At 73.0% G+C, this 22554-nt stretch carries 25 protein-coding genes; 15 read left to right on the forward strand and 10 right to left on the reverse strand.

Annotated elements, in window-relative coordinates; genetic code table 11:
* Positions 1-2: 2 nt before the first annotated feature.
* Positions 3-782, reverse strand: a complete 780-nt coding sequence (locus ABTY62_RS15500) for a TetR/AcrR family transcriptional regulator (protein WP_352129893.1) — start codon at positions 780-782, stop codon at positions 3-5.
* 171 nt (positions 783-953) lie between these two features.
* The gene (locus tag ABTY62_RS15505) at positions 954-1928 is read right to left on the reverse strand and encodes an AurF N-oxygenase family protein (RefSeq protein WP_352129894.1); all 975 of its coding nucleotides are present in this window, start codon (positions 1926-1928) and stop codon (positions 954-956) included.
* A 217-nt stretch (positions 1929-2145) separates the two neighbouring features.
* Between ABTY62_RS15505 and ABTY62_RS15510 the strand changes: the two genes are divergently transcribed.
* The gene (locus tag ABTY62_RS15510) at positions 2146-3255 is read left to right on the forward strand and encodes a ferritin-like domain-containing protein (protein ID WP_352129895.1); all 1110 of its coding nucleotides are present in this window, start codon (positions 2146-2148) and stop codon (positions 3253-3255) included.
* Positions 3256-3302: 47 nt separating this feature from the next.
* On the opposite strand, the gene ABTY62_RS15515 is transcribed toward ABTY62_RS15510, so the two are convergent.
* Positions 3303-3818, reverse strand: coding sequence for a MarR family winged helix-turn-helix transcriptional regulator (locus ABTY62_RS15515; protein ID WP_352129896.1), 516 nt, complete (start codon positions 3816-3818; stop codon positions 3303-3305).
* 142 nt (positions 3819-3960) lie between these two features.
* Here ABTY62_RS15515 and ABTY62_RS15520 point away from each other — a divergent pair, with 142 nt between their 5' ends.
* Both ABTY62_RS15520 and ABTY62_RS15525 read left to right on the forward strand, forming a co-directional pair.
* The gene (locus tag ABTY62_RS15520) at positions 3961-4500 is read left to right on the forward strand and encodes a YceI family protein (RefSeq protein WP_352129897.1); all 540 of its coding nucleotides are present in this window, start codon (positions 3961-3963) and stop codon (positions 4498-4500) included.
* A 149-nt stretch (positions 4501-4649) separates the two neighbouring features.
* Positions 4650-5615 (forward strand): ADP-ribosylglycohydrolase family protein, encoded by a 966-nt coding sequence (locus ABTY62_RS15525; protein WP_502997467.1) that lies wholly within the window; start codon positions 4650-4652, stop codon positions 5613-5615.
* Between the two features lie 37 nt (positions 5616-5652).
* Here ABTY62_RS15525 and ABTY62_RS15530 read toward each other — a convergent pair whose 3' ends face one another.
* Positions 5653-6357, reverse strand: coding sequence for a hypothetical protein (locus tag ABTY62_RS15530; protein ID WP_352129899.1), 705 nt, complete (start codon positions 6355-6357; stop codon positions 5653-5655).
* A gap of 90 nt (positions 6358-6447) precedes the next feature.
* Entirely contained in the window at positions 6448-7299 is an 852-nt protein-coding gene (locus ABTY62_RS15535; RefSeq protein WP_352129900.1) for an MmyB family transcriptional regulator, read from the reverse strand.
* A gap of 137 nt (positions 7300-7436) precedes the next feature.
* Between ABTY62_RS15535 and ABTY62_RS15540 the strand changes: the two genes are divergently transcribed.
* From ABTY62_RS15540 to ABTY62_RS15565, 6 genes are read left to right on the forward strand one after another with little or no spacing between them, the layout of a single operon-like run.
* A complete protein-coding gene (locus ABTY62_RS15540) occupies positions 7437-7847 on the forward strand; it encodes a hypothetical protein (RefSeq protein ID WP_352129901.1) in 411 nt (136 codons plus the stop codon).
* 48 nt (positions 7848-7895) lie between these two features.
* Entirely contained in the window at positions 7896-8426 is a 531-nt protein-coding gene (locus tag ABTY62_RS15545) for an RNA polymerase sigma factor (protein WP_352129902.1), read from the forward strand.
* Positions 8423-9028 carry a hypothetical protein gene (locus tag ABTY62_RS15550; protein WP_352129903.1) on the forward strand — a complete coding sequence of 202 codons (606 nt, stop codon included), beginning with the start codon at positions 8423-8425 and terminating at the stop codon, positions 9026-9028. Before ABTY62_RS15545 ends, ABTY62_RS15550 begins: the two co-directional genes overlap by 4 nt.
* A 54-nt stretch (positions 9029-9082) precedes the next feature.
* Positions 9083-9979 carry a MerR family transcriptional regulator gene (locus tag ABTY62_RS15555; RefSeq protein ID WP_352129904.1) on the forward strand — a complete coding sequence of 299 codons (897 nt, stop codon included), beginning with the start codon at positions 9083-9085 and terminating at the stop codon, positions 9977-9979.
* Positions 9976-10554: a GyrI-like domain-containing protein gene (locus ABTY62_RS15560; RefSeq protein ID WP_352129905.1), complete on the forward strand. Its 579-nt coding sequence runs from the start codon at positions 9976-9978 to the stop codon at positions 10552-10554. Before ABTY62_RS15555 ends, ABTY62_RS15560 begins: the two co-directional genes overlap by 4 nt.
* 34 nt (positions 10555-10588) lie before the next feature.
* Positions 10589-11104, forward strand: a complete 516-nt coding sequence (locus tag ABTY62_RS15565) for a GNAT family N-acetyltransferase (protein WP_352129906.1) — start codon at positions 10589-10591, stop codon at positions 11102-11104.
* A gap of 45 nt (positions 11105-11149) precedes the next feature.
* On the opposite strand, the gene ABTY62_RS15570 is transcribed toward ABTY62_RS15565, so the two are convergent.
* Complete coding sequence (locus tag ABTY62_RS15570; RefSeq protein ID WP_352129907.1) at positions 11150-12058, reverse strand: LysR family transcriptional regulator; 909 nt, start codon at positions 12056-12058, stop codon at positions 11150-11152.
* 114 nt (positions 12059-12172) lie between these two features.
* On the opposite strand from ABTY62_RS15570, the gene ABTY62_RS15575 reads away from it, so the two are divergent.
* Complete coding sequence (locus ABTY62_RS15575) at positions 12173-13387, forward strand: MFS transporter (protein WP_352129908.1); 1215 nt, start codon at positions 12173-12175, stop codon at positions 13385-13387.
* 67 nt (positions 13388-13454) lie between these two features.
* Here ABTY62_RS15575 and ABTY62_RS15580 read toward each other — a convergent pair whose 3' ends face one another.
* A complete protein-coding gene (locus tag ABTY62_RS15580; protein WP_352129909.1) occupies positions 13455-14216 on the reverse strand; it encodes a thioesterase II family protein in 762 nt (253 codons plus the stop codon).
* 266 nt (positions 14217-14482) lie between these two features.
* Between ABTY62_RS15580 and ABTY62_RS15585 the strand changes: the two genes are divergently transcribed.
* A complete protein-coding gene (locus tag ABTY62_RS15585; RefSeq protein WP_311728848.1) occupies positions 14483-14749 on the forward strand; it encodes a hypothetical protein in 267 nt (88 codons plus the stop codon).
* A 1079-nt stretch (positions 14750-15828) separates the two neighbouring features.
* On the opposite strand, the gene ABTY62_RS15590 is transcribed toward ABTY62_RS15585, so the two are convergent.
* Positions 15829-18162: an MFS transporter gene (locus tag ABTY62_RS15590; RefSeq protein WP_352129910.1), complete on the reverse strand. Its 2334-nt coding sequence runs from the start codon at positions 18160-18162 to the stop codon at positions 15829-15831.
* Between the two features lie 136 nt (positions 18163-18298).
* Here ABTY62_RS15590 and ABTY62_RS15595 point away from each other — a divergent pair, with 136 nt between their 5' ends.
* The 4 genes from ABTY62_RS15595 (at position 18299) to ABTY62_RS15610 (ending at position 21717) form a co-directional block, all read left to right on the forward strand.
* Entirely contained in the window at positions 18299-18883 is a 585-nt protein-coding gene (locus ABTY62_RS15595) for a MarR family winged helix-turn-helix transcriptional regulator (protein ID WP_352129911.1), read from the forward strand.
* 125 nt (positions 18884-19008) lie between these two features.
* A complete protein-coding gene (locus ABTY62_RS15600) occupies positions 19009-20727 on the forward strand; it encodes a PHP domain-containing protein (RefSeq protein WP_352129912.1) in 1719 nt (572 codons plus the stop codon).
* Positions 20728-20801: 74 nt separating this feature from the next.
* A complete protein-coding gene (locus tag ABTY62_RS15605; RefSeq protein ID WP_352129913.1) occupies positions 20802-21209 on the forward strand; it encodes a DUF427 domain-containing protein in 408 nt (135 codons plus the stop codon).
* Positions 21210-21246: 37 nt separating this feature from the next.
* Positions 21247-21717, forward strand: a complete 471-nt coding sequence (locus ABTY62_RS15610; RefSeq protein WP_352129914.1) for a hypothetical protein — start codon at positions 21247-21249, stop codon at positions 21715-21717.
* Here the strand turns inward: ABTY62_RS15610 and ABTY62_RS15615 are convergent.
* Positions 21714-21938: a hypothetical protein gene (locus ABTY62_RS15615; protein WP_352129915.1), complete on the reverse strand. Its 225-nt coding sequence runs from the start codon at positions 21936-21938 to the stop codon at positions 21714-21716. The genes ABTY62_RS15610 and ABTY62_RS15615 overlap by 4 nt on opposite strands.
* A gap of 157 nt (positions 21939-22095) precedes the next feature.
* Positions 22096-22494, reverse strand: a complete 399-nt coding sequence (locus ABTY62_RS15620) for a hypothetical protein (RefSeq protein WP_352129916.1) — start codon at positions 22492-22494, stop codon at positions 22096-22098.
* Positions 22495-22554: the final 60 nt, after the last annotated feature.

A 22554-nucleotide genomic window follows, 5' to 3' on the forward strand; every position in this document is an offset into this window, starting at 1 on the left:
TCTCACAGGAGGTGGGAGGCGTCGCCGAGCACCGGCATCAGGCGCCGGGCCAGCGCCCCGGCCTGCCCCTCCGCCGGCTCGATCGCCAGCGCCGCCCGCAGCACCCGCGCCGTCTGCGGGTCGCTCGCGCCCGTGGCGGCCAGCAGCGTGACGAAGTGGTCGATGAGCCAGTCGCGCAGCTCCGCCAACGGCGGCTGCTTGCCCTCGTCCAGCCACATCAGCGAGGCGGCCTCGACCGCGGTGATCCAGGTGCGCACCATCATCCGCAGCCGCGGGCCGGGTTCCGCCACCTCCAGATGGAGCAGGATCTGGTCGGCGGCGGCCCGCCGCACCTCGTCCACGATGGCGCTGGTCCGCGAGGTCTCGGCGACGCTGCCGCCCTGGAGCAGCGCGCTGAACCCGGTGTCGCGCTCGGCCACGAAGGCGAGATAGCGGTCGAGCGCCTGGCTCAGCCGTACGGTGACCGGGCCGCTCCGGGGCTCGGCGAAGCACAGCTCCAGCTCGTCGGCGGCGGTGCGCAGCGCGGCCTCGTACAACTGCTGCTTGCCGCCCGGGAAGTAGCGGTAGACGAGCGGGCGGGAGGCCCCGGCGGCGGTGGCGACGTCGTCCAGCGAGACGTCCTCGGGCGCGCGGTGGGCGAACAGCCCGAGCGCGGCGCTGATCAGCTGGGCGCGCCGCTCCTCGACGCTGAGCCGGCGGTAGGCGCCGCGGCGCGCGGGGCGCGCGGCGGCGGGGGTCGTTTCCGCCGGGTGCGCCGGGGCGGTGCCGCTGCCTGTCGTCATGCCTCAGCGTAACCGGCCCTGCGTGCGAATTGTTTTCTGGGCTCGATGTGCTTCGGGCGCCTCAGCCCCTGTCGACGGTCGACCGTGCTCGGCCCTCCGCGCGGCGGCAGCCGCAAATCGATTGCAGCCTCAGGGCCTCCGCGCGCTTTCCCTTCCGACAGGGTCGCGCCCTTAGCGCTCGCCCCCAGCTACCGCAGGGCGGTGCCCCCGGCCCGGCGCGGCCAGCAGGCCCGAGCTCTGCCACAACCGCCGCCCCGCGCCCCGCAGCACGCCGATGTCATCGAGGAAGTCGGTGAGCGGCTTGGTGCCGGTGCGCATCACCTCGCGCCGATGTGCGCTGGCCCGCACCTGTTCCACCGCCGCGCGCCGGTCGAGCCCGACGTCCGAGTACACCTGGGGGTTGACGAAGGCGCGCGCGAACACCCGGGCGAACTCGCCGGAGCCGATCCGGGTCAGCTCCGCCGTCCAGCGCGGCGCCGACACCATCTGGCGGCGCAACTCCTCGCGGGCGTACCGCACATGGCGGGCCTCCTCCACGACATGGATCCGGGTCGCGCCGCGCACCAGCGGCTGGATCCGCTCGTCGGGGAAGGTCAGCCGCTGCATCCAGTCCAGGATCTCCTCGCCGAGCAGGGTCGCGGTGAACGAGCCGGGGGTCGTGGAGACCGTCTTGAAGAAGCGGCCGAGGTTGTGGTGCGGCCGGGCGGGCGGATAGGCGGGGGTGCCGCCCTTGGCGATCAGCCGGGCGAACATCTTCGAGTGGCGGCACTCGTCGGCGATTTCGGTGAGCGCGTAGCGCACATGCGCGCTGGTCGACGGCTTGTCGTAGATATGGCGGGTGAGCAGCTGGATCAGGATCACCTCGAGCCATATGCCGAGCGAGAGGAGCGCGGCGAACTCGTGCCGGGACAGCAGGACGCGCTGCTCCTCCGGCATCCGCCGCCACATCGGCGTGTCGTACAGGGACACCAGCTCCGGCGGCCAGAACCACTTGTCCGGCTCGTACGGCGCGTCCCAGTCGAGCTCGGTGTCCGGGTCGAAGGAGTGCCGGGCGGAGGACTTCAGCAGCCGCTCGGCCACCTTCTCGCGGTCCTTGAGCAGCCCGAGCGCGTCGCGCGGCGCGGAAGGTGGGGTGGCAGTTGTCATGGTCGGCACCTCGGTCGGAGCGGGCCGCCGGGAGGGTTACCGGCGGATACATCTTATGAGACGATGTGTCAGCAAGCACGTCAATCCCTTGTGTACGGCCGAGCGGAGATCTCGCTCGACCGATCCTCGAGCGTCATAGGACCCGGCCGTACTAGACGTGTGAGCCTGCGTTTTCCCAACCGTTCACGGGGGAGCGAGCAAGGCGAAGGAGGCGCCGGTGTCGACGCAGGAGCTCTACGCGATGGACCCCGGGGACCCGATGTGGCAGGTGCCGACCGCCGGGGCGGCCCGCTTCAGCTGGGACTACGACGAGGGCCGCGAGCGGCTGCTCGCCCTCTACCAGAAGGGCAAGGACAAGCAGTGGGACGCCGTGAAGCGGATCGACTGGGACCAGGAGGTGGACCCGTACGACCCGCTGGGCGCGCCCGACGAGACCCTCGCCCTCCACGGCACCCGGCACTGGGCCAAGATGACCGAGCGGGACAAGGGCGAGCTGCGGCACCACTTCGCCGCCTGGCAGTTCAGCCAGTTCCTGCACGGTGAACAGGGCGCCATGGTGTGCGCGGCACGCATCGTGGAGTCGGTCCCCGACCTGGACGCCAAGTTCTACTCCGCGACCCAGACCATGGACGAGGCGCGGCACGCCGAGATCTACGCCCGCTTCCTGCGGGACAAGCTCGGCACTCTCTACCCGATCAACGACAACCTGGCCGGGCTGCTCGGCGACACCCTCCGCGACTCCCGCTGGGACATGCCGTACCTGGGCATGCAGGTGCTCATCGAGGGCCTGGCGCTCGCCGCGTTCGGGCTCATCCGCGACACCACCGACAAGCCGCTGCCCCGCCAGATCCTCACCTATGTCATGCAGGACGAGGCCCGCCATGTCGCCTTCGGGCGGATGGCGCTGCGCGACTACTACCGGCAGCTCACGGACGCGGAGCTGCGCGAGCGCGAGGAATTCGTCATCGAGGGCTGCTACTTGATGCGCGACCGGCTGGGCGGGGTCGAGGTGCTGGAGAACCTCGGCATCCCGAGCGCCGAGGCGCGGGAGTGTATCGAGCGGTCACCGCAGCTCCAGCTCTTCCGGAAGCTGCTGTTCAGCCGGATTGTGCCGTGCGTGAAGGACATCGGGTTGTGGGGCGTGCGGCTGCGGCGCGCGTATGTCGACATGGGCGTGCTGGAGCTGGGCGACGGCGATCTCGACCAGCTGATGTCCCAGGACGAGGAACTGGCCGACCGGCTCGACGCGAAGCGCTTCAGCGCGGAGGAGGCGGCGCGTACGGGGGAGGTGTCGGCGGCGATCGCCGAGGGCGCGGCGGACGACTGAGGCTCGCGGGGCTGGGGGCTGGGGTTCGCGGTCGGCGGGCTTGGGGCTCAGGGGCAGCCGCGCCGCGCCCCCGGGGTCGGGTCGACCGTGCCGACCCCGTCCACGAGGGAGGCGAAGCTCTGCGCGCCCAGCGGCCCGACGACGCGCTTGCGCAGGGCGTCGGCCAGGGTGAGCGCGGCGGTGACGGCGGCGGCCAGGCCCGGCTCGGTCAGCCGGGCGAGGGTCACCCGGCGGTCGCAGGGCGAGGGGTGCCGTTCGAGCAGCCCGGCCTCGGCCAGCCGGTCGGCGACCTTGGTGGTCCCGGCCGTGGTGAAGCCGAGCGTGGCGGCGAGCTGGTTCATCGGCGCGGCGTGCTCGGGGGCGGTGAGCAGGAACCACAGCGCCCGGAAGGACGAGGGGGCCAGGTCGGTCGTCGTCTCGACGTCGTCCAGGAGCTGATCGGTGAGCCGGCGCATCCCGGACTGGAGGACGTCCCACTGCTCCAGCAGCGCGAGGTCCTCCGGGGTGGGACACCGCGCGTCGCCGTCGTCGCCCGTGCGCGTCTTCTCCGGGCATTCCGCCATGTCTCGCACCCCTCTCGCGCTTTCCGGCCGTCTTGCCCAGGGTATCAACGCCAGCTATTGTCTAACTAGCTACTTAATATCTGGCTACCTAAAACTGCTCCTGACACTGCTCCTGACCTGCCCGTATGAAAGGCCTCCCGTCATGTTCGAACCCGCTGCCGCCACGCCCCCCTCGGCCGTCCAGCCCGGCTCCTGGATCCTCGACCCCGCGCGGACGCGGGTCCGCATCCAGCACAAGACCATGTGGGGAATGGTCACGGTCAAGGGCGGCTTCACCAACGTCGACGGCGAGGCCGAGACCCTGCCCGACGGCTCCGCGAGCGGCACCCTGACCATCGACGCGGCATCGGTGGACACCGGCCACGCCAAGCGCGACGCCCATCTGCGGAGCGCGGACTTCTTCGACACCGACCGCCACTCCACCCTCGTCTTCACCGCCCACCGCGCCGCCCCCGACCCCCAGGGCGCGGTGGAGGTCTCCGGCGAGCTGACGGTCCGCGGCACCACCCGCCCGCTGTCCTTCACCGCCACCGGGCCGGGCGCCACCGCCGACGAGGTCACGCTGGCCGCCGAACTCATCGTCGACCCGGCCGACTTCGGGCTGACCTGGAACCGGCTCGGCATGATGAAGGGCCACACCACGGTCACCGTCGAGGCCCTCTTCACCCGCGGGCGCGCGTAAGGGACCGACGCGGCGGCGGACGCGGCGACGGACACCGCGGCGCGGGAGGCGCGGGAGGCGCGGTGGCCGGGAAAACGGCGATGCGCGGGCCACCCCCCACTGGCACGATGCGCACCATGACCGCGACTCCGGCCCCGAACCCGAGCCCGATGACTCCGACTTCCACCCCCACCCCCACCTCGACCCCGACCTCGACCCCGACGCCGGACCCGGCGGCCGCCCGCCGCAGCATCGAGGCCCTCGCCCTCGGCGACGCCTTCGGCGAGCGCTGGTTCCCGCTCTTCCGCGACCGGCGGCGGGCGTACGACGAGATCCGGGCGCGGGCCGTGCCCGAGGAGCCGCGGTGGCCCTGGACTGACGACACGGCGATGGCGCTCGGCGTGCTGAACGCGCTCAACGAGCTCAGCGAGCACGGGAAGGTCGACCGGACCCAGCTGGCCCAGACCCTGGCCGACACCTTCCTGTCCGACCCCGGGCGCGGCTACGGCAGCGGCATGCACGAACTCCTGCCGTCCCTCGCCGCCGCCCCCTCCTCCTGGCCCTCCGCCACCCGCGCCCTGTTCGGCGGCGAGGGCAGCCTGGGCAACGGCGCGGCGATGCGGGTCGCGCCGCTGGGCGCGTGGTTCAGCGCGGACCCGGACCACGCCGCCGAACAGGCCCGCCGTTCGGCCGAGGTCACCCATGCCCACCCCCAGGGCATCGCCGGCGCGGTCGCGGTCGCCGTCGCGGCGGCCCTCACCGCCCGCCGCGCCCCCATCCCCGACCTCCTGCGCCAGGCCGCCGACCGCACCCCACCGGGCCCGGTCCGCGACGGCCTCACCCACGCCACCGAGCTCCCACCCGCCACCACCCCGCGCCAGGCCGCCGAGATCCTCGGCAGCGGCCGCCGCATCCGCGCCGACGACACCGTCCCCTTCGCCCTCTGGTGCGCCGCCCGCCACCAGGACGACCTGATCGCCGCGCTGTGGACCACGGCCGAGGGCCTCGGCGACGTCGACACGACCTGCGCGATCGTGGGCGGCGTCGTCGGAGCGGCCACGGGCGTATCGGCCGTCCCGGCCGACTGGCTGGAACGACGGGAACCGTTGCCCGACTGGGTGGCGCAGATGCCCTGACCGGCGGAGCGAAGGCTTACGGAGTACGGCTTACGGCCTACGGAATGTTGAGGGGCCTCCCGCCGAGGCCGCCCAGGGAGTCCAGCAGGCTGCCCCCATTGCCCAGCTTGCCCAAGGAGCCGAGCTTGTCGCCCAGGCCGCCCAGCTTGTCCTTCAGCGGGGAGAGCGGGGACGTCTCGGACTGTGCGAGGGGGCTGTCGTCCGTGAGGTCGAACTGGGCCCAGGCCTTGTCGGTCTTTCTCGCGTCGTCGGGGCCGGCTTCCGCCTGGTTGAAGAGCTCGACGGTCTGCTGGAGCGGCCGGCCGGGGCCGAGGGAGAGGTCCTGGTCGAGCTCGCCCTTCTTGCTCATCGTCTGCTCGGTGTCGCCCTCGTACAGCACTCCGTGCACATGGATGCTGACCTGGTTCTCCGTGGCGTTGGTCAGGTTGGAGTTCGGGGCCGGGCTGACGTAGCGGTAGGTGACGAGCCACTCGGCGCGCATGGAGTCACCGCAGCGGTCGACGTACTCCCGCTCCAGGGGCGGCGTGTTCAGGACGAGGGTGATGTCGAGGGGGTGGTCCATCCTCGGGCAGTCGACGTAATTGCCGGCGCCCCTGTAGTGGGCCGACCACAGGCTGACCGTCCCGGTCACCTGCTCGGGCGCGGCCTTCGGGCCCGGTGCCGCCGCGGCGGAGCCGACGGCCGCGGCGGAGAAGCCGAACAGGATGGCGGCACAGGCGGTCAGGACACGCGATCGACGCACGGTGAACTCCGATCACTCCGACGTCAGGACAACCACCTTGAGGGATCCGCGGTGGAGTCGATCGCTGTACGCGGCGGGGAGCGCCCGGATTCACCCGATTGCGGAGGCGGAGGCGGGGGCGGGGGCAGGAGTGCCGGACCCCAGCGCCCGCAGGGCCTTCGCCGTGAACTCGTCGAGCGGGTAGAACAGCTCGATCGCCAGCTCCGACAGCGTCACATCCGCCGGAGCGCCGAACGTGGCCATCGTGCCGAACATCGACAGCTCGCCCATCGGCGTGCGCACCCGCAGCGGCACCTGGATGGGGCTGGGGCGTGTCGTCGTACGGGTGTCGGCGTTCGGGGTGATTGCGTCGGTGGGGGCCGGGTAGGCGCGTACCTCCTCGTACAGCGCCCGCAGCTCCGCGTCCCCGTTGGCGTCGGCCTGGCGGCGCAGCCGTTCGAGGAAGAGGGCCCGGACCTCGTCGAGGTTGGCCAGGCGGCGGGCCAGACCGTCGGGGTGGAGGGTCAGCCGGTAGACGTTCGGGCGCGGTTCCAGCAGATGGGGCGGTATGCCGTCCATGAGGACGGACATGGCGCGGTTGCCGGTCAGCACATTCCACAGCCGGTCCACGACGACGGCCGGAAACGGCTCGTGGGCCGCCAGCATCATGTCGAGCGCGGCGCGCACGGAGGCCATGTCCTCGTCGTCGAGGCTGCTCTCCCGGTACGCGGGGGCGTAGTCGGCGGCCATCAGCAGCGTGTTGCGCTCGCGCAGCGGGACGTCCAGGGCGGCGGACAGGCGCAGCACCATCGCCCGGCTGGGGCGGGCGCGGCCGGTCTCGACACAGGAGAGGTGACGCGCCGAGCTGTCCGCGAGCAGGGCGAGTTCGAGCTGGCTGAGCCTGCGGCGCCGACGCCACTCCCGGAGCAGGGCACCCACCCGGGACGGCTGTTCCACATCCATGGCGAGGAGCGTAGCCGCCGGTTGATCAGCGGGGCCATGACCTCGGAGGTCATTGAGCCCATGACCGCGGGGGTGTCACCGTTTGCGCAGACCAGGGGCCGGGCGAGGCCCCGGGCCCGGATAGCGAGGGGACCCGTATGAGCACTCAGGCCATGACCACGACGCCGGACCTGTTGCGCACCACCCTGCGCGTCGACAGCTGGTCCACCGGCGCCTTCGGTGTCGTCATGCTCGCCGGTGCGACGTGGTTCGACGGCCTGCTGGGGCTGCCGGTGAGCTGGTCGGTCGCGCTCGGGATCGCGATGCTGGGCGGCGCCGCCGTCCTCGCGCTGATCGCCGGATACGAGCGGATCCCGGCGCGGCCGGCGGGGGCGGTGGTCGTGGTCAACACGCTGTCGTGCGTGGGGCTTGTGGTGCTCGCGTGCACGGATGTGGTCGGGCTCACCGGGCTGGGGAGGGCGTTCATGGTCGTCGGGGCGGTGGTGGTGGCCGTGTTCGGCGAGTTCGAGTTCGTGGGGCTGCGGCGAATCCTGGGTGCGGCCGGGTAAAGGCGCGGGCCCGGTAAGGATCCCGGGGGCGCCAGACATATAGGGGGCGTGAAGACGATTCAAACGGGGGACGAGCGCGGGCGCTCGGCGCGGTTCACCACGGTGTACGCACGCGAGCACCCGCGCGTGGTCGCTTTCGTGCACCGGAGGGTGGGCGACCGCGGCGCGTCCGAGGAGCTTGCGGCGGAGGTGTTCCGCATCGCGTGGGAGCACACCCTCAAGGACGGGAGCGGGGGGGAGATCACGGCCGGCTGGCTGTTCGTCACCGCACGCAATCTCGTACGCAACCACTACCGCGCCGAGGCCCGCCTGGGCGAGCTGCACCGGCGCATCACGGACGAGCTGGGCCGGACGGCGGCCACCGACCAGGACTCGGCGGTGCTGGACACGCTCGACCGCCTGCCCGCCCACCATCGCGAGGTACTGGTGCTGAGCTACTGGGACGGGCTGAGCGCCGCCGAGGCCGGAGCGGTTCTGGGCTGCGGCGCACCGGCGGTCTGGGTGCGGCTGCACCGCGCACGCAAGGCGTTTCGCGACCTCTACCGGGCCCCGGCCCCCTCGCCCCAGGAGTCAGCATGATCCGCGTCAAGTCTCTGATGCAGCACGCCAATCCGGTCCCGGAGGCGGTCCCGGAGGCGGCGGCCGAGCCATCCGGGTGGGCGCCGCGCCGCCGCGTGCTGGTGTTGGGCGGGCTCGCCGCCGCGCTCGCCGTGATCATCACGTCCATCGCCGTCCTCGGCTCGCGGGGCGGGGGGGCCGACGACCCGGCCCGGCCCCCCGTCGCCGCCGACGAGCCGTACTACCGGACCACCGGGGACCTGGAGCGGTCCGCCGATGTCATCGTCCGCGCGCGCGTCGCCGCCACCCGTGTGACCGAGGAGGACGGGTTCCCGGAGACCATCGCCACGGTGAGCGTGGTGGCGACGGGCAAAGGCAAGCCCCCTGGCCGCACGATCCACGCGTCGTACCCCACCCCGGGCGCCGCGCTGCCCTCGGGACCCGAACTCACCGTCCGGCACGAATACGTCCTGCTGCTGGAGCGCATGGACGACGGGAAGTACGCACTGGTGAACACCGCCCAGGGCTACTACGGGATCGAGACGGGCCACGCCGAGGCCGGGCCGGACAACGACGTGGCCCTCAGCGAGGGCGTCCTCAAGGCGCTGGGGCTGACCCGCTGACGGAACGGGCGGGGGCTGGACTCTCCCCCTATAGGACAGACCATGCTGAGGCGCGTGAACGACGACACCCCCCTGTCCATCGGCCAGTTCGCCCGTGTCGTACGGCTCAGCGTCAAACAGCTGCGCCACTACGCCGACCTCGGACTGCTGCCGCCCGCCTGGGTGGACCCCGGCACCGGATACCGGTACTACCGCGCCGACCAGGCACGGGACGCCCTGTCCATCGGCCTGCTGCGCTCGCTGGACGTGCCGCTGGCCGCCATCAAGGACGTGCTCGGCGGGCAGGACCCCGCCCACGCGCTGAGCGGCGTACGCGACCGGCTCGACGACGAGCTCGCCCGCCGCCGCCGGTCCCTCGCCGCCCTGGAGCGGATCCTGGCCCACGGCCTGCCCACCGCCGAGGTGACCCTGCGGCGGGAGGAACCCGAGCGGGTGGCCGTCGTCCGTGATGTGGCCGACTCGCCGGAGGACATCGGGCGGGTGACGGGGGCGTGTGTGGGCAGACTGCTGGCGCTGCTGGCAGCGGGGGAGCAGGGGGAGCGGGGGGCGCCGGGACCTCCGGGACCCCCGGGGCCTCCGGGACCCCCGGGACCTCCGGGGCCTCCGGGACCTCCGGGGCCGCCCGGCGAGGGGCTTCGGCTGATCGGGCTCTTTCCCGTCGACCTGAGCGAGTACATCCCCGTCACCATCACGGCCGCGCTCCCCGAGGGCCGCCCCGCCCCGCCGGGCACCACCGCGGACCTGCTCCCCGGCGGCACGTTCGCCTGCGCGACCCACACGGGCCCGTACGACCAGATCTCCCTGACCGCGCATGCCCTGCTGGCCTGGTGCGTCGAACGCGGCCACGCGCCCACCGGGCCGATCCGGGAGCTGTACCTCGACGACCCCGCCGTCACGGCCCCCGACCACCTGGCCACCCAGCTGCTGATCCCGTTGGAGGAGACGTCATGAACCACCCGGACGACACCTGGTACACCGCCGCCGACAAGCCCGAGCTCGTGACCTTCGGGCCGGTCCACGGCCTGGGGGTGACCGGGCAGGGCGAACCGGGCGGGAGCGAGTACGGCGTCTGCGTCTCGGCCCTGTACGCCGTCGCCGCCGCGCTGCCCCCGCCCCACGGGGCGCCGCTGGAGGGCCGCTGGTGGGTGGAGGACCCGCGGCCGTATCTGGAGGTGCCGCGCGACCAGTGGCGCTGGCACCTGTTCCTGCGGCTGCCGGACGGACTGGAGCCGGGCGCCGTCGACCGGGCGCGCGAAGCCGCCCGGCCTTCGGGGACCGCGGTGGACCGGGTGCAGCTGGTCACCTTCACCGAGGGGCAGTGCGTGCAGCTGAACCACCACGGCCACTACGCCGACGAGCCCGTCTCCCTGGCCCTGATGGATGAGTACATGACCGAGCAGGGCCTGGAGCGGGCGGGGATGCACCACGAGATCTACCTCTCCGACGTCCGCGAGAGCGATCCGGCGAAGATGCGCACGATCCTGCGGCAGCCGGTGCGTCCGGCGGGTCCGGTGCGTCCTGTGTGACCCGTCCGACCGCGCCCAGGAGGATGATGGGCGCGTGCGGATACGACCGAGCACCATCGAAGAGCTCCCCGTCCTCCAGGACATCGAGCGGGCCGCGGGCCTGTGTTTCCGGGACATCGGCATGGACGAGATCGCCGACGACGAGCCGCTGAGCCTGGAGGAGCTGGGGACGTACCAGCGCGCCGGGCGGGCCTGGGTCGCGGTGAACGGCGACGACCGGGCCGTGGCGTACCTGATCACCGACCCGGTGGACGGGAACATGCACATCGAGCAGGTCTCCGTGCACCCCGCCAGCGCCCGGCGCGGCTTGGGGCGGGCGCTGATCGAGCACGCGGCGGGGCGGGCGGCGGCCGAGGGAGCGGGGGCGCTGACGCTGACCACGTTCGTCGACGTGGCGTGGAACGCGCCGTACTACGCGGCGCGGTGCGGATTCCGGACCCTGGGGGAGGACGAACTGACCCCCGGGCTGCGGGAGATCCGGCGCAGCGAGGCGGTGCACGGGCTGGACCGGTGGCCGCGGGTGTGCATGCGGCGCGAGTTGGGCTCGTAGCGGCCGATACCCGATTTTGTCCTGGGACCCAACACACATCCACTGCTACTGAGCCAGTTCGGCCACGGCCCGGCCGAAGGCCCGTACCCGCGCGGTCTCCCCGGCGCGCCGCCACACCAGCCCCAGGACCGAGTCCGGCAGGCCCTCGACCGGTACGAAGGCGATGTCGCGGCGGCTGTGGAGCGCGGCGGTCGGCGCGCACAGCAGCATCGTGCCCCGGCCCGCCGCCGTCGCGGCCAGGCCCTCCTGAAGGGTGCACACACGCGGCCCGCGCGGGACGGGACGGCCGCCGGGCGTGGCGGCGGGGGCCACGACGTCGCGCCAGTAGCGCGGGGCGGGCCCGCCTGGCTCGATCACCGGGTGGTCGGCCAGCTCCTCGGCGTCGACCACGCCGACCGCCGCGACCCGGCGGGCGAGCGGGTGCCGGGCGGGGACCGCGAGCGTCAGCGGCTGCCGGGGGAAGACCGGGCCGAGCACGAGGTCGGGCTCGGCGACCGGCAGAAGGACGATCGCGGCGTCCACCTCCCCGCCGCGCACCGCGCCGAACGGATCCGCCCACGGGATCTCCACGGTCTCCAGCTCACAGCCCGGATGCCGCGCACGGAAGGCGGCGACCGCGGCCATCACCCGCTCGTCGGCGGCCCCCTGGAAGCCGATCCGCAGGACGCCCTCGACACCGCGCGCGGCGTCGCGCGCCGACTCCAGTGCGCCGTGCAGCGATGCGTACGCGGGCCGTACGTCGGCCAGGAACCGCTCGCCGAGCGGGGTCAGCCGCACCCGGCGGCTGGTGCGCTCCAGCAGCCGGGCGCCGATCCGCCCCTCGAGCGAGCGCAGGAGCTGGCTGACCCGGCTCTGCGACACGAACAGCCGCTCCGCCGCCCGGCCGAAGTGCAACTCCTCGCTGAGCGTCAGGAAACACTCCAGCTCGCGGATGTCCAGCCCGCCCGTGCCCACCTTCCGGCCGCCTCCCTATTTCCATACGTCGAATCGTGTGTCGATAAGCCCGGCTCATAGAAGGCTGAGGAATTCTCCGTTGTTCCCGGCCGATTCCGGCTGTTCGCTTGAGACATGTCCAACACCACGGAACTCACCACCTCGGAAGGCATGTCCGGGGCCGGGGCCGGATCCGTGCGCTCGCCGTTCAGGAACTGGCTCGCCGTCGCCGCAGTGGCGGTCGGCACCTTTTCGGTCGTCACCACGGAAATGCTGCCGGTCGGCCTCCTCACCTCGATCGGCTCCGCGCTCGGTGTCTCGCCCGGCACGGCCGGACTGGCCATGACGGTGCCCGGCGTCGTCGCCGCCGTCGCCGCGCCCCTGCTGACCGTCGCGGCCGGCCGGATCGACCGGCGGCGGCTGCTCATCGGCCTGTTGGGGCTGCTGGCCGCCGCCAATCTGCTGTCGTCGGTCGCGCCCGGCTTCGCCGTGCTGCTCTTCGCCCGGATTCTGGTGGGGGTGAGCATCGGCGGCGTGTGGTCCATCGCGGCGGGCCTGGCGGCGCGTCTGGTGCCGGAGAAGTCCGTCGGCCACGCCACGTCGGTCGTCTTCAGCGGTATCGCCGTGGCGTCCGTCGTGGGCGTGCCGGCCGGGACGCTCATCGGCGATCTGGTGCACTGGCGCGCCGCGTTCGCGGTGATGGCGGCGCTCTCCCTGGCCGTCGCCGCCGTACTGGCCCTCACCCTGCCGCCGCTGCCCGCAGACCGCGCGATCCGGCTGGCCGAGGTGCCCGGCCTGTTCCGCAACGCCCGGCTGCGCACCGGCCTGATCACGACCCTGCTGGTGGTGACCGGGCACTTCTGCGCGTACACCTACGTCCGCCCGGTGCTGGAGGAGGTCTCGGGGGTCGAGGCCGGGCTGATCAGCACGCTGCTGCTCGCGTACGGCGTGGCGGGCATCGCCGGGAACTTCCTGGCCGGCGCCACCGCCCACCGCGACCCGCGCCGCACCCTCATGGTCATCTTCACCCTGCTCGCCGTGGCGGAGCTGCTGGTGCCGCTGGTCGGCGGGACGACGCCGGGGGCCACGGTGCTGCTGTTGCTGTGGGGGCTGGCGTACGGAGGGGTGTCGGTCACCTCGCAGACGTGGGTGCTCCAGGCGGTGCCGGAGCCGGGCGCGGGGGAGGCGGCCTCGGCGCTGTTCGTCGGGGTGTTCAACGTGGCGATCTCCCTGGGCGCGCTGCTCGGCGGGCGGGCGGCCGACGGGATCGGGGTGTCGAGCGTGATGTGGTTCGGGGGCGTGCTCGCGGTGCTGGCCCTGGTGAACGTGGCGGCCGCACGGCAGCGGTGAGGCGGAGGCCAGGCCCGGGCCCGGGCCCGGGCCCGGGTGAAAGGGGACCCGGGCCCGGCCTCCGGCTTCAGGAATGGGTCGCCGGCAGCAGCCGCTCGGAGATGATGTTGAGGACCTGGGGCACATGGTCGTTCAGGAAGAAGTGCCCGCCGCTGAGGACCGTGAGGTCCATGTCCTCGGTCGTGTGCTTGGCCCAGTCGCGCACCTCGTCGACCGACGCCCTCGGGTCGGCGTCCCCCGTCAGCGCGGTGATCGGGCAGCTGATCCGCCGCCCGGGCTCGCAGCGGTAGGACTCGATGGCCCGGTAGTCGCCGCGGATCGCCGGGAGCGCCATCCGCAGCAGCTCCTCGTTCTCCAGCACGTCGCCGCTCGTCCCGTTCAGCGCGCGCAGCTCCTGCAACACCCCCGCGTCGTCCCGCGTGTGCACGGTCTCGTCGCGGTACCGGGACGGCGCCCGGCGACCGGAGGCGAACAGCCGGACGGGCACCACTCCCCGCTTCTCCAGCCGCAGCGCCACCTCGTACGACAGCGTGGCGCCCATGCTGTGGCCGAACAGCGCGAGCGGCTTGTCGTCCAGCCCGTCCAGCACGCCGGTGATGGCGTCCGCGAGCTTGCCGATGTCGTCGATGCACGGCTCACGGTGCCGGTCCTGACGCCCGGGGTACTGGATGGCGAGCACCTCGATCGAGGGCGCCAGCGCCTTCGCCACCGGGAAGAAGTAGCTGGCCGACCCCCCGGCGTACGGCAGGCACACCAGCCGTACCGCGCTGCCCGGGGACTTCTCGTACCGCCGGATCCACGCCTCGGCGTCCGCTGCGATGCTCGTCATCGTCGTGCTTCCTTCCTCTGCCCCTGCCGCTCAACATCCTCTCGTCAACACCCTTGCACACACGCCTGTTTCCGGGCTTACGTTGCTCAATGCTCTAGGTGGTGCACCGGTTTGTGCACCGGGCGCCGGGTGCGCGGAGCGCGCCGTCGGGGCCCCGTACGGCGAGCCGGATGATCTTGCCTGAGGGGATCGGGGCGGCGACTCGGTGAGAACCAGGTCAGCAGGTGAGACCCTGATACCAGGGGGCTCGTCTTCGGGAGTGTCCGATGGCAGTGAGCATGCACGTGGTCTGGAGCAGGGCCGAGCCCGGGCGCGTCATCTACGAGACGCACGCGATCGCAACGATCACCGACGGCGAAGGCGTCCACGCGACGGTCGACAGCCACACCTACGAGGTTCCCCTCCACAGCCGCGCCGAGGCCGAGTCGATCGCGGATGAGGAGGGCTACGAGCTGTTCAGGAAGGGCGAGGCGTGGGAGAGCCTCCCGGAGGAGGAAAGCCTTCCTGAGGAGGAGGGCGCCATGGAGGAATGAGCGCGCGCTCAGGGGGCAGCCGGAGCGCCGGACGGCCGAGGGCCCGTCGGCGTGCCCGCGTCCGGCGACGCGGGCGGAGCCGCGTAGCGGCGCTTTTTCCCTACCCGCCCCTTCCCAGCCCCAGCCGATGTGCGGCTCCGCCGCGCGGGGGCTCCGCCCCTGGACCCCGGGTCTAGGGGCGGACCCCGGCGGTGGAGCCCGCCTCGGGGTCGGTGTCCCGGTCCGGTGGTGGGGCCCGCCCCGGGGTCGGTGTCCCCGTGAGGCGGTGATGTCCACCTGGCGGTGGGCCCCTCCTGGCGATGGGGCCCCCTCACGGTGGTGGAGTTCCGCCGATGGCGGAGCCCCCGGCCGTGGGGTCCCCGGCCGTGGGGTCCCTGGCGGTGGGGTCCCTGCCGGTGGGGTCCCGCCTGGTGGCCCCACGACCGGGGGCTCCACGACCAGGGGCTCCGCTCCTGGACCCCGTGTCCAGTGGCGGACCCCTGGCGGTGGGGCCCGCCCGGGGGTGGAGCCCGGTCCGGCGGTGGGGCCCGCTCGGCGGTGGAGCCCGCCCGGGAGGTGGAGCCCGGTCGGGCGGTGGGCCCGACCCGGGGGGTGGAGCCCAACCGCCGGCGGTGGTGCCCGACCCGAGGAGTGTCCCGCCCGGCGGTTGGCCCCTCCTGGCGGCGGGATCGCTCCTAGCGGTGCGGCCCGCGAGCGGCGGGGCTTTTCCCGGCAGTGGAGCCGTGCATCGGCAGCGGGGTGGGGCCCGACCCGGGGGTGAGGCCCGACCCGGGGGGTGGAGCCCCACCGCCGGGGGTGGGGCCCGACCCGGGGAGTGTCCCGCCCGGCGGTTGGGCCTCTCCTGGCGGTGGGATCGCTCCTAGCGGTGCGGCCCGCGAGCGGCGGGGCCTTTCCCGGCAGTGGAGCCGTGCGTCGGCAGCGGGCCGGGGGACGGGGACTTCGCCGCCGCCGGGGTCTGGGGCGGAGCCTCAGTTGTGGGAAGGGGCGGGTAGGGGACGAGCCCGCCGCAGGCGTCCGACCCGCCGACGCCCCCCTGCGCCCCCCTGCGCCGCCCCGCTCAGACCCCGACCCCGGGCCGCTCAGCCATGGCCCAGCAGGAAGTCGACCTCCCGCGCCTCGACGTCCTGCGCGCCCCGCGCGCCCTGCGCGCCGCCAAGCGTGACCGGGGTGGTCGCCGGTGCGTAACCGCCGGCCACCACCGTGTAGTGCTCGCCCGTAAGCCCCGCGAAGGAAAACGCACCGTCCGCGCCGGTCAGACACTGCCCGACGACATCGCCCGCCGAGTCCAGCAGCGTCACCCGCGCATCCTCCACCGGCCGCCCGCCCCGGGCCCGTACCGTGCCGCGGACCTTGGCCGCGGGCCGCAGCTCCGCGTCGATCCGCGGGGGCTGACCGTGGCCGGTAACGTCCAGCCGCTCGGCGTGCGGGCGGTGGCCCTCGGCGCTGATGGTCAGCGTGTACGAGCCGGGGGCCAGCTCGGGCAGCGCGAACTCGCCCTTCTCGTCGGTGACGGCCGTGGCCGCGACCGCACCGTCGGGGCCGGTCGCGGCCACGGCCGCCCCGGCCAGCGGCTGCCCGCCGAGGGCGCGTACGGCCCCGATGGGCCCGCCGCCTCCGGCCAGCCGTACGTCACACGTGACGGGGGCGTCGGACACCAGCAGCGTGGCCGCCTGCGGCTGGTGGCCCGGGGCGGAGCCGATCAGGACGAAGCTGCCGGGGTCGGGCGCGGCCAGGGCGTACCGGCCGTCCGGGCCGCTGATCGTGCGGCCGAGCTGGCGGCCGGTGTTGTCGATGAGGGTGACGGCGGCGCCCAGGAGCGGCGCGTCGCCGGGCCCGAGCACCCGGCCCCGGACGCAGGACGCGGCATCGCCAGCCGCGGCATCGACGGCCGCCGGGACGGCAGCCACGACCGGCTCAGCCTCCTGGGGCCCCTGGTTCCCTGACGCCTGGGCGATCAGCGGCGTACGGCGCCGGTTCGGCAGGAACAGCGTGATCAACAGACCCGCCGCGGCGGCCCCGCACGCCACCGCGAACGAGATCTTGAACCCGTCCGTGTTCGGGAGCTGGAGCGGGCCGAGGGCCGTGGTCTGGTGCGCCAGGATCACCCCGACCACGGCGCTGGAGGTGGACATGCCGATCGACCGCATCAGGGTGTTCAGCCCGTTCGCCGCGCCCGTCTCCGCCGCCGGCACGGCACTGATGATCAGGGTCGGCATCGCCGAGTACGCGATCCCGACACCGACGCCGAGCGCGGCCGACAGCACCACGACCTGCCAGACGTGGTCCATCATCACGATCCCGCCGCCGTACGTCGCGCCGATCACGATCAGCCCGAGGACCAGCGAGACCTTGGGCCCGCGCGTGGCGTTGATCCGCGCGGAGAGCGGCGAGACCAGCATCATCGCCACGCCCATCGGCGCCACGCACAGACCCGCCATGACCATCGACTGGCCGAGGCCGTAGCCGGTGGCCTTCGGCAGCTCCAGCAGCTGGGGGAGGATCAGCGACATCGCGTAGAACGAGAACCCGACCATGATCGAGGCGAGGTTCGTCAGCAGCACCTGGCGGCGCGCGGTGGTCCGCAGGTCCACGAGCGGCTCGGCGGTCCGCAGCTCCACGAACCCCCAGACCACCAGGATCGCCGCGGCCGCGCCGAACAGCCCGAGGGTGGTGCCGCTGGTCCAGCCCCAGTCGCCGCCCTTGGTGATGGGCAGCAGCAGACAGACCAGACCGGCCGAGAGCCCGATCGCGCCGACGGCGTCGAAGCGGCTGGGGGTCCGTACGGCGGACTCGGGGACGACGACCAGCACGAGGACGAGCGCGAGCACGCCGAGCCCGGCGGCCCCGTAGAACAGCACGTGCCAGTCGGTGTGCTGGGCGACGAACGCCGCGGCCGGGAGGCCGAACGCGCCGCCGATGCCCAGCGAGGAGCTCATCAGGGCCATCGCCGAGCCCAGCTTCTTCGGCGGCAGCTCGTCGCGCATGATGCTGATGCCGAGCGGGATCGCGCCCATCGCGCCGCCCTGGATGGTCCGGCCGATCACCATGACGACCAGCTCGGAGGTGACGGCGCACACCAGCGAGCCGACGACCAGCAGCCCGAGGGCCACTATCAGCATCCGGCGCTTGCCGAACATGTCGCCGAGCCGCCCCATGACCGGAGTGGACACGGCGCCCGCGAGGAGGGTGGCGGTGATCACCCAGGAGGCGTTGGAGCTGGAGGTGTGCAGCAGCTGCGGCAGCTCGGTCACCAGCGGGACGACCAGCGTCTGCATCACCGAGACGGCGATGCCGCAGAACGCGAGCACGGCCACGAAGCCGCCGCCCACCTCGCGCGGGAGCGTCCGGTCGGGCGGCGCGGTGCTCGCGGCGCTCAGAGGCTCGACGCGGGCTGGTGGGGCTGACGGGGACATACGGGTGCCGCCTCCAAGCGGGTGTTCTGTGCATATGACATATGAGCGGAATAAGGAAGTGAGAGATGTGCATCCTACACACGATGTGTATCGTGCACATTTCTCGCGGTGAGCGAGAGGTCGACGAGGAGGAAGCGTGCTGGAGAGGCTGGAACGCGAGCTGATGCTGGTCGCCAGGTGCACTCTGCTGACACCCCGGGACCGCAAGGGGCAGAGCGCGCAGGACGCGCAAAGCACGGAATGCGCACAGGGAGGGGGCGAAGAGACCAGGGAGCACAGACAGGGCGCAGGGGACAGAGGAGGCGCAGGCGACAGACAGGGCGCGGGCGACCGCCTGGACCGCTCCGCGTACTTCCTCCTCTCCTTCCTGGACGCCGAGGGCGCGCTGTCCATCGGCCGGCTCGCCGACGCCCTGGGGCTCGACGTCTCGACCGTCAACCGGCAGACCGGCGCCCTGCTCCGAGCCGGCCTGCTCGAACGCATCCCGGACCCCCAGGGCGGCCTCGCCCGCAAACTGCGCGCCACCGCCGCCGGTGCCGACCGTCTCACCGCCGACCGGGAGCGCCGCCGCGCGGGGCTGGCGCGGGTGCTCGCCGACTGGACGCCGGAGGAGGTGGGGCGGTTCGAGGACGCGCTGACGCGGTTCAACCGGGAGGTGGAGGCGGACGAGGGACGGTCCTGGCCGCGCCCGGAAGACGCACGGGACGCGCGGGGCAGGTGACCAGAGAACGTACAGCGGGTTGTTCACCCCCCGTACGCCCGCCGCTCGGAAACCCGTGGCCACCCCCTCGTACGGTCACCGGGCACCGGCCCGGAAGGGACCGGCCCGAACGAGGAGATGCCCCGATGCCGAGCCCGAACGAACCGCTTCCGTCCCTTCCGCGCTGGGCGGACCCCGAGGTGGAGGCCCACTCGCTGGACGCGCAGGGCGTCTCGCGGCGCGGGCTGCTGCGCCGGGCGGGCCTGTACGGCGCGGGCTTCGCGGGCGCCATGGCCCTGGTGCCCACGGCCGCATCAGCCGCCGAGACGCCCGCGACAACCACCGCCGGCGGCGACGCGGGCGGCGACCCGGACCTCGTCTATCTGGTCGGCGACCACCATGTGCACTCGGTCTACAGCCACGACGCGAAGTACACCGCGTCCCAGCAGGCGCAGCGGGCCGCGCAGTTCGGCCTCGACTGGATGGTCTTCACCGAGCACAGCAACTTCGGGCACGCCAACGCGGGCGGGGCGCTCGCCGAACACGAGGACGTCCTGAAGGCCCGCGCCGAGAACCCGCGCATGCTGATCTTCCAGGGCCTGGAGTGGTACATCCCGGGCGCCGAGCACGGCACCGTCTTCTCGCCGCCCGGCCCCCACGAGGCCGACCTGCTGCGCACCTTCGAGCTGCGCTACGACGGCAAGCTGCTGGGCCGCACCGACAGCACCGCCGAGAACGAGGCGCTCGCGGTCGCGGGCATCAAGTGGCTCGCCGAGCAGCGCAAGAGCGGCTACGTCGACGATGTGCTGGTCCTCGCCAACCACCCGCTGCGGCTGGGCATCGACTCCCCGCACGAGCTGCGGGCCTGGCGCGACGCCGCGCCCGAGGTCATGATCGGCGCGGAGGGCGCCCCGGGCGCCCAGGGCGCGGCCCTGCCCGGCTGGGGCAGCGCCACCGCCATCCGCGGGGAGTACGAGAACAAGCCGTCCGCCCAGTCCTGGCCCGGCTTCCCGGCCGAGGCCTACGTCACGTACGGCGGCTTCGACTGGATGACCGCGACGGTGGGCGGGCTGTGGGACGCCATGCTGTCCGAGGGCCGGCTGTTCTCGATCACCACGAACTCCGACAACCACCGGACCGTCCACGACACCTGGCGCAACGGCGACTGGCAGCCCGGCCAGAACTTCGACAACACCGGCAGGCTGCCCAACCCGGTCGACACGGACAAGGAGCAGCCGGGCAGCGACTTCTGGCCGGGGCAGTTCAGCCGGACGCACGTGGGCGTGACGGGGTACGGCTACCGCCAGGTGATGGCGGGGCTGCGGGCCGGGCGGGTGTGGGTGGACCACGGGCAGCTGCTCGACGCCCTGGACGTACGCCTGCACCGCGAGAGCGACCGTAGTGACCAGGACGGCAAGAGTGGCAAGGGCCGTGGGGTCACCCTGGGCGGCCGGCTGCGGGTCCGCCGCGGCGAGCGGCTGACCCTGACGGTCACCGTCACCACCGCCTCCCGCCCCAACTTCCACGGCGTCCTGCCGCGCCTGGCCCACCTCGACGTGATCCGCGGCGCGGTCCGCGGCCCGGCGCGGGACCGTGACGCGTGGCGCGCCCCGGACACCCGCGTCGTGCACACCTCGGACGTCTCCGGCCGCACCGGCACGTACACCCTGCGGATCCCCCTGGCCAGGGCCGAGGAGTCCGGCTACATCCGGCTCCGCGGCAGCGACGGCAACCGCCACGGCACCGGCCTGCTGGGCGCCTCCGTCGACCCGCACGGCCCGATCCCGCACAAGCCGGGCGACGGCGACCCGTGGGCCGACACGTGGTGCTACACCAACCCGATCTTCATCGAGGTCGCGGACTGACGGAATCACCGGCCCGGGGGCTGCGTTGTCGTAGATGACGCACCCCCGGAGTCATCACCGCGAGGAGGACCGTCATGACGACTCATCCCCACGGGACGGGCACAGGCACGGGCACGGGCATCCGCGGCCACCGTGTGGAGGTGGTCCGCGGCACCCAGCACGTCACGGTCACGATCGACGGCCGGGTCGTCGCCGAGTCCCGCCGCCCGCTGCTCCTCTTCGAGACCGGCCTGCCCGTCCGCTACTACCTGCCCCCGCAGGACGTGAACCTGTCACTCTTCGAGCCGACCGACACGCACACCACCTGCCCGTTCAAGGGCCAGGCGGCGTACTGGACGTACCTCGGCGAGGAGGGCGGGAGCGGGCCGCACACCGATGTGGTGTGGGCCTACCCGGACCCGCTCGACGCGGTCGCGGAGATCAAGGACCATCTGTCGTTCTACGACACGGTTGCCGACATCTCGGTGAAGGAGACCGACTGAGAGAAGCGGATGGCCCGGCGGCGGGAACGGCTGTCGCGTGCACATCCACGCGTATGCCTGGCTGGGCGAGAAGGAGCTGTTCGACCGGGACGCGCTCCGCCGCCCGCCGGACCGCCCCAGGCCACCCGTCACCCCGGAGGACCAGGAGTACCACCGGCACCTCGTCGACGCCTTCAGACGCTCGGACCTGCCCCCGCTGGAAACCGCCCACTGGCTGCTCAAGGCGCCCGGCCTGATCCGCGAGACCTTCGAGGAACCGAAGGACGCCGCCGCGTGGCTGGGCCGGCAGCTCACCGAACACGCCCCCGGCTTCCACTCCCAGCAGGAGGCGGACACGGCCCGCCTGGCCCACCTGGTCGCCACGGCCGCGGACACTTTGACGCACGGCGGTGACGTCTCCGTCGGCTTCTACGCAGGCCGCACGTCGTTCCTCTCCCTGGCCCTGGTGACCTGCTCCCCGAACCGCTTCGCCCCCGGAGTCCCATGCCCCCGCGGCAACGGCCGCTAGCGCGCGATGGGTTGGGCGCTGTCGGCGACGAGCGACGCCCGTATCGGGTCGGCGGTGACCGCCTGCTGCCCGTAACTGTGGTCCACCTTCCCCTCGGTCCGCAGCCCCGTACCGTCCAGGCTGCCGCACACGGCCACGCTCAGGGCGGCCGCCGTGGCCAGCGCGACGGCGGTGATCTGCACGGCGTGGGCGCGGCATTCGGCGAAGCTGATGGGGCGCATGGCGAATCTCCTGCGGGGGTCGGAGAAAGCTGATCGGTACGACAACCACCCTGATCCCGCCCACTGCCGTGCCACTGCCGCCCCGCTAACGCCCCACTAACGCCTGGCTAATGCCCCTCGGCTCGGCCTCAGGGGGGGTGACAGGGCCGTGGTGTTGTCAGGCGGACCGGCGGAGGGCCTTGAGCTCGTCGCCGTTGGAGGTCAGCCGCCAGAAACTCCAGCCGTTCGTATTGGGGTTGCGGTCCGGGTTGAGGGCCTGGACAACGGCGGAGGCGGCGGCGCTGGGGGTGGGGTAGGTGGTGCCCGTGTGCGGTCCGTCGGTGATGGTCACGCCCCTGGTGTTGCGGTCGAACGTGGCCTCGACGCGCTGCCCGCGATAGAGGGCGTGGACGGCTACGGAATGGAGGTCCGCGGACGGCTTCGCCGCGGCGGTGCCGAGTTCCGTGCTGGAGGCGTCCACGAGTCTCCGTACGACCTCAGAGGGTGTACAGCCCATCATGCGCGCCGCGAAGACGATCTTCTTGTAGGTCTCGTCGTCGACGTCGATAGCGTTCATAGAGCTATTTGAGCTCATTGGGCGGCCAGGTTGTCAACCTGGCCGCCCAATGAGCCGCAC

Origin of the sequence: Streptomyces sp. NPDC097640, assembly GCF_040302705.1 — a bacterium.
Classification (GTDB): Bacteria; Actinomycetota; Actinomycetes; order Streptomycetales; family Streptomycetaceae; genus Streptomyces.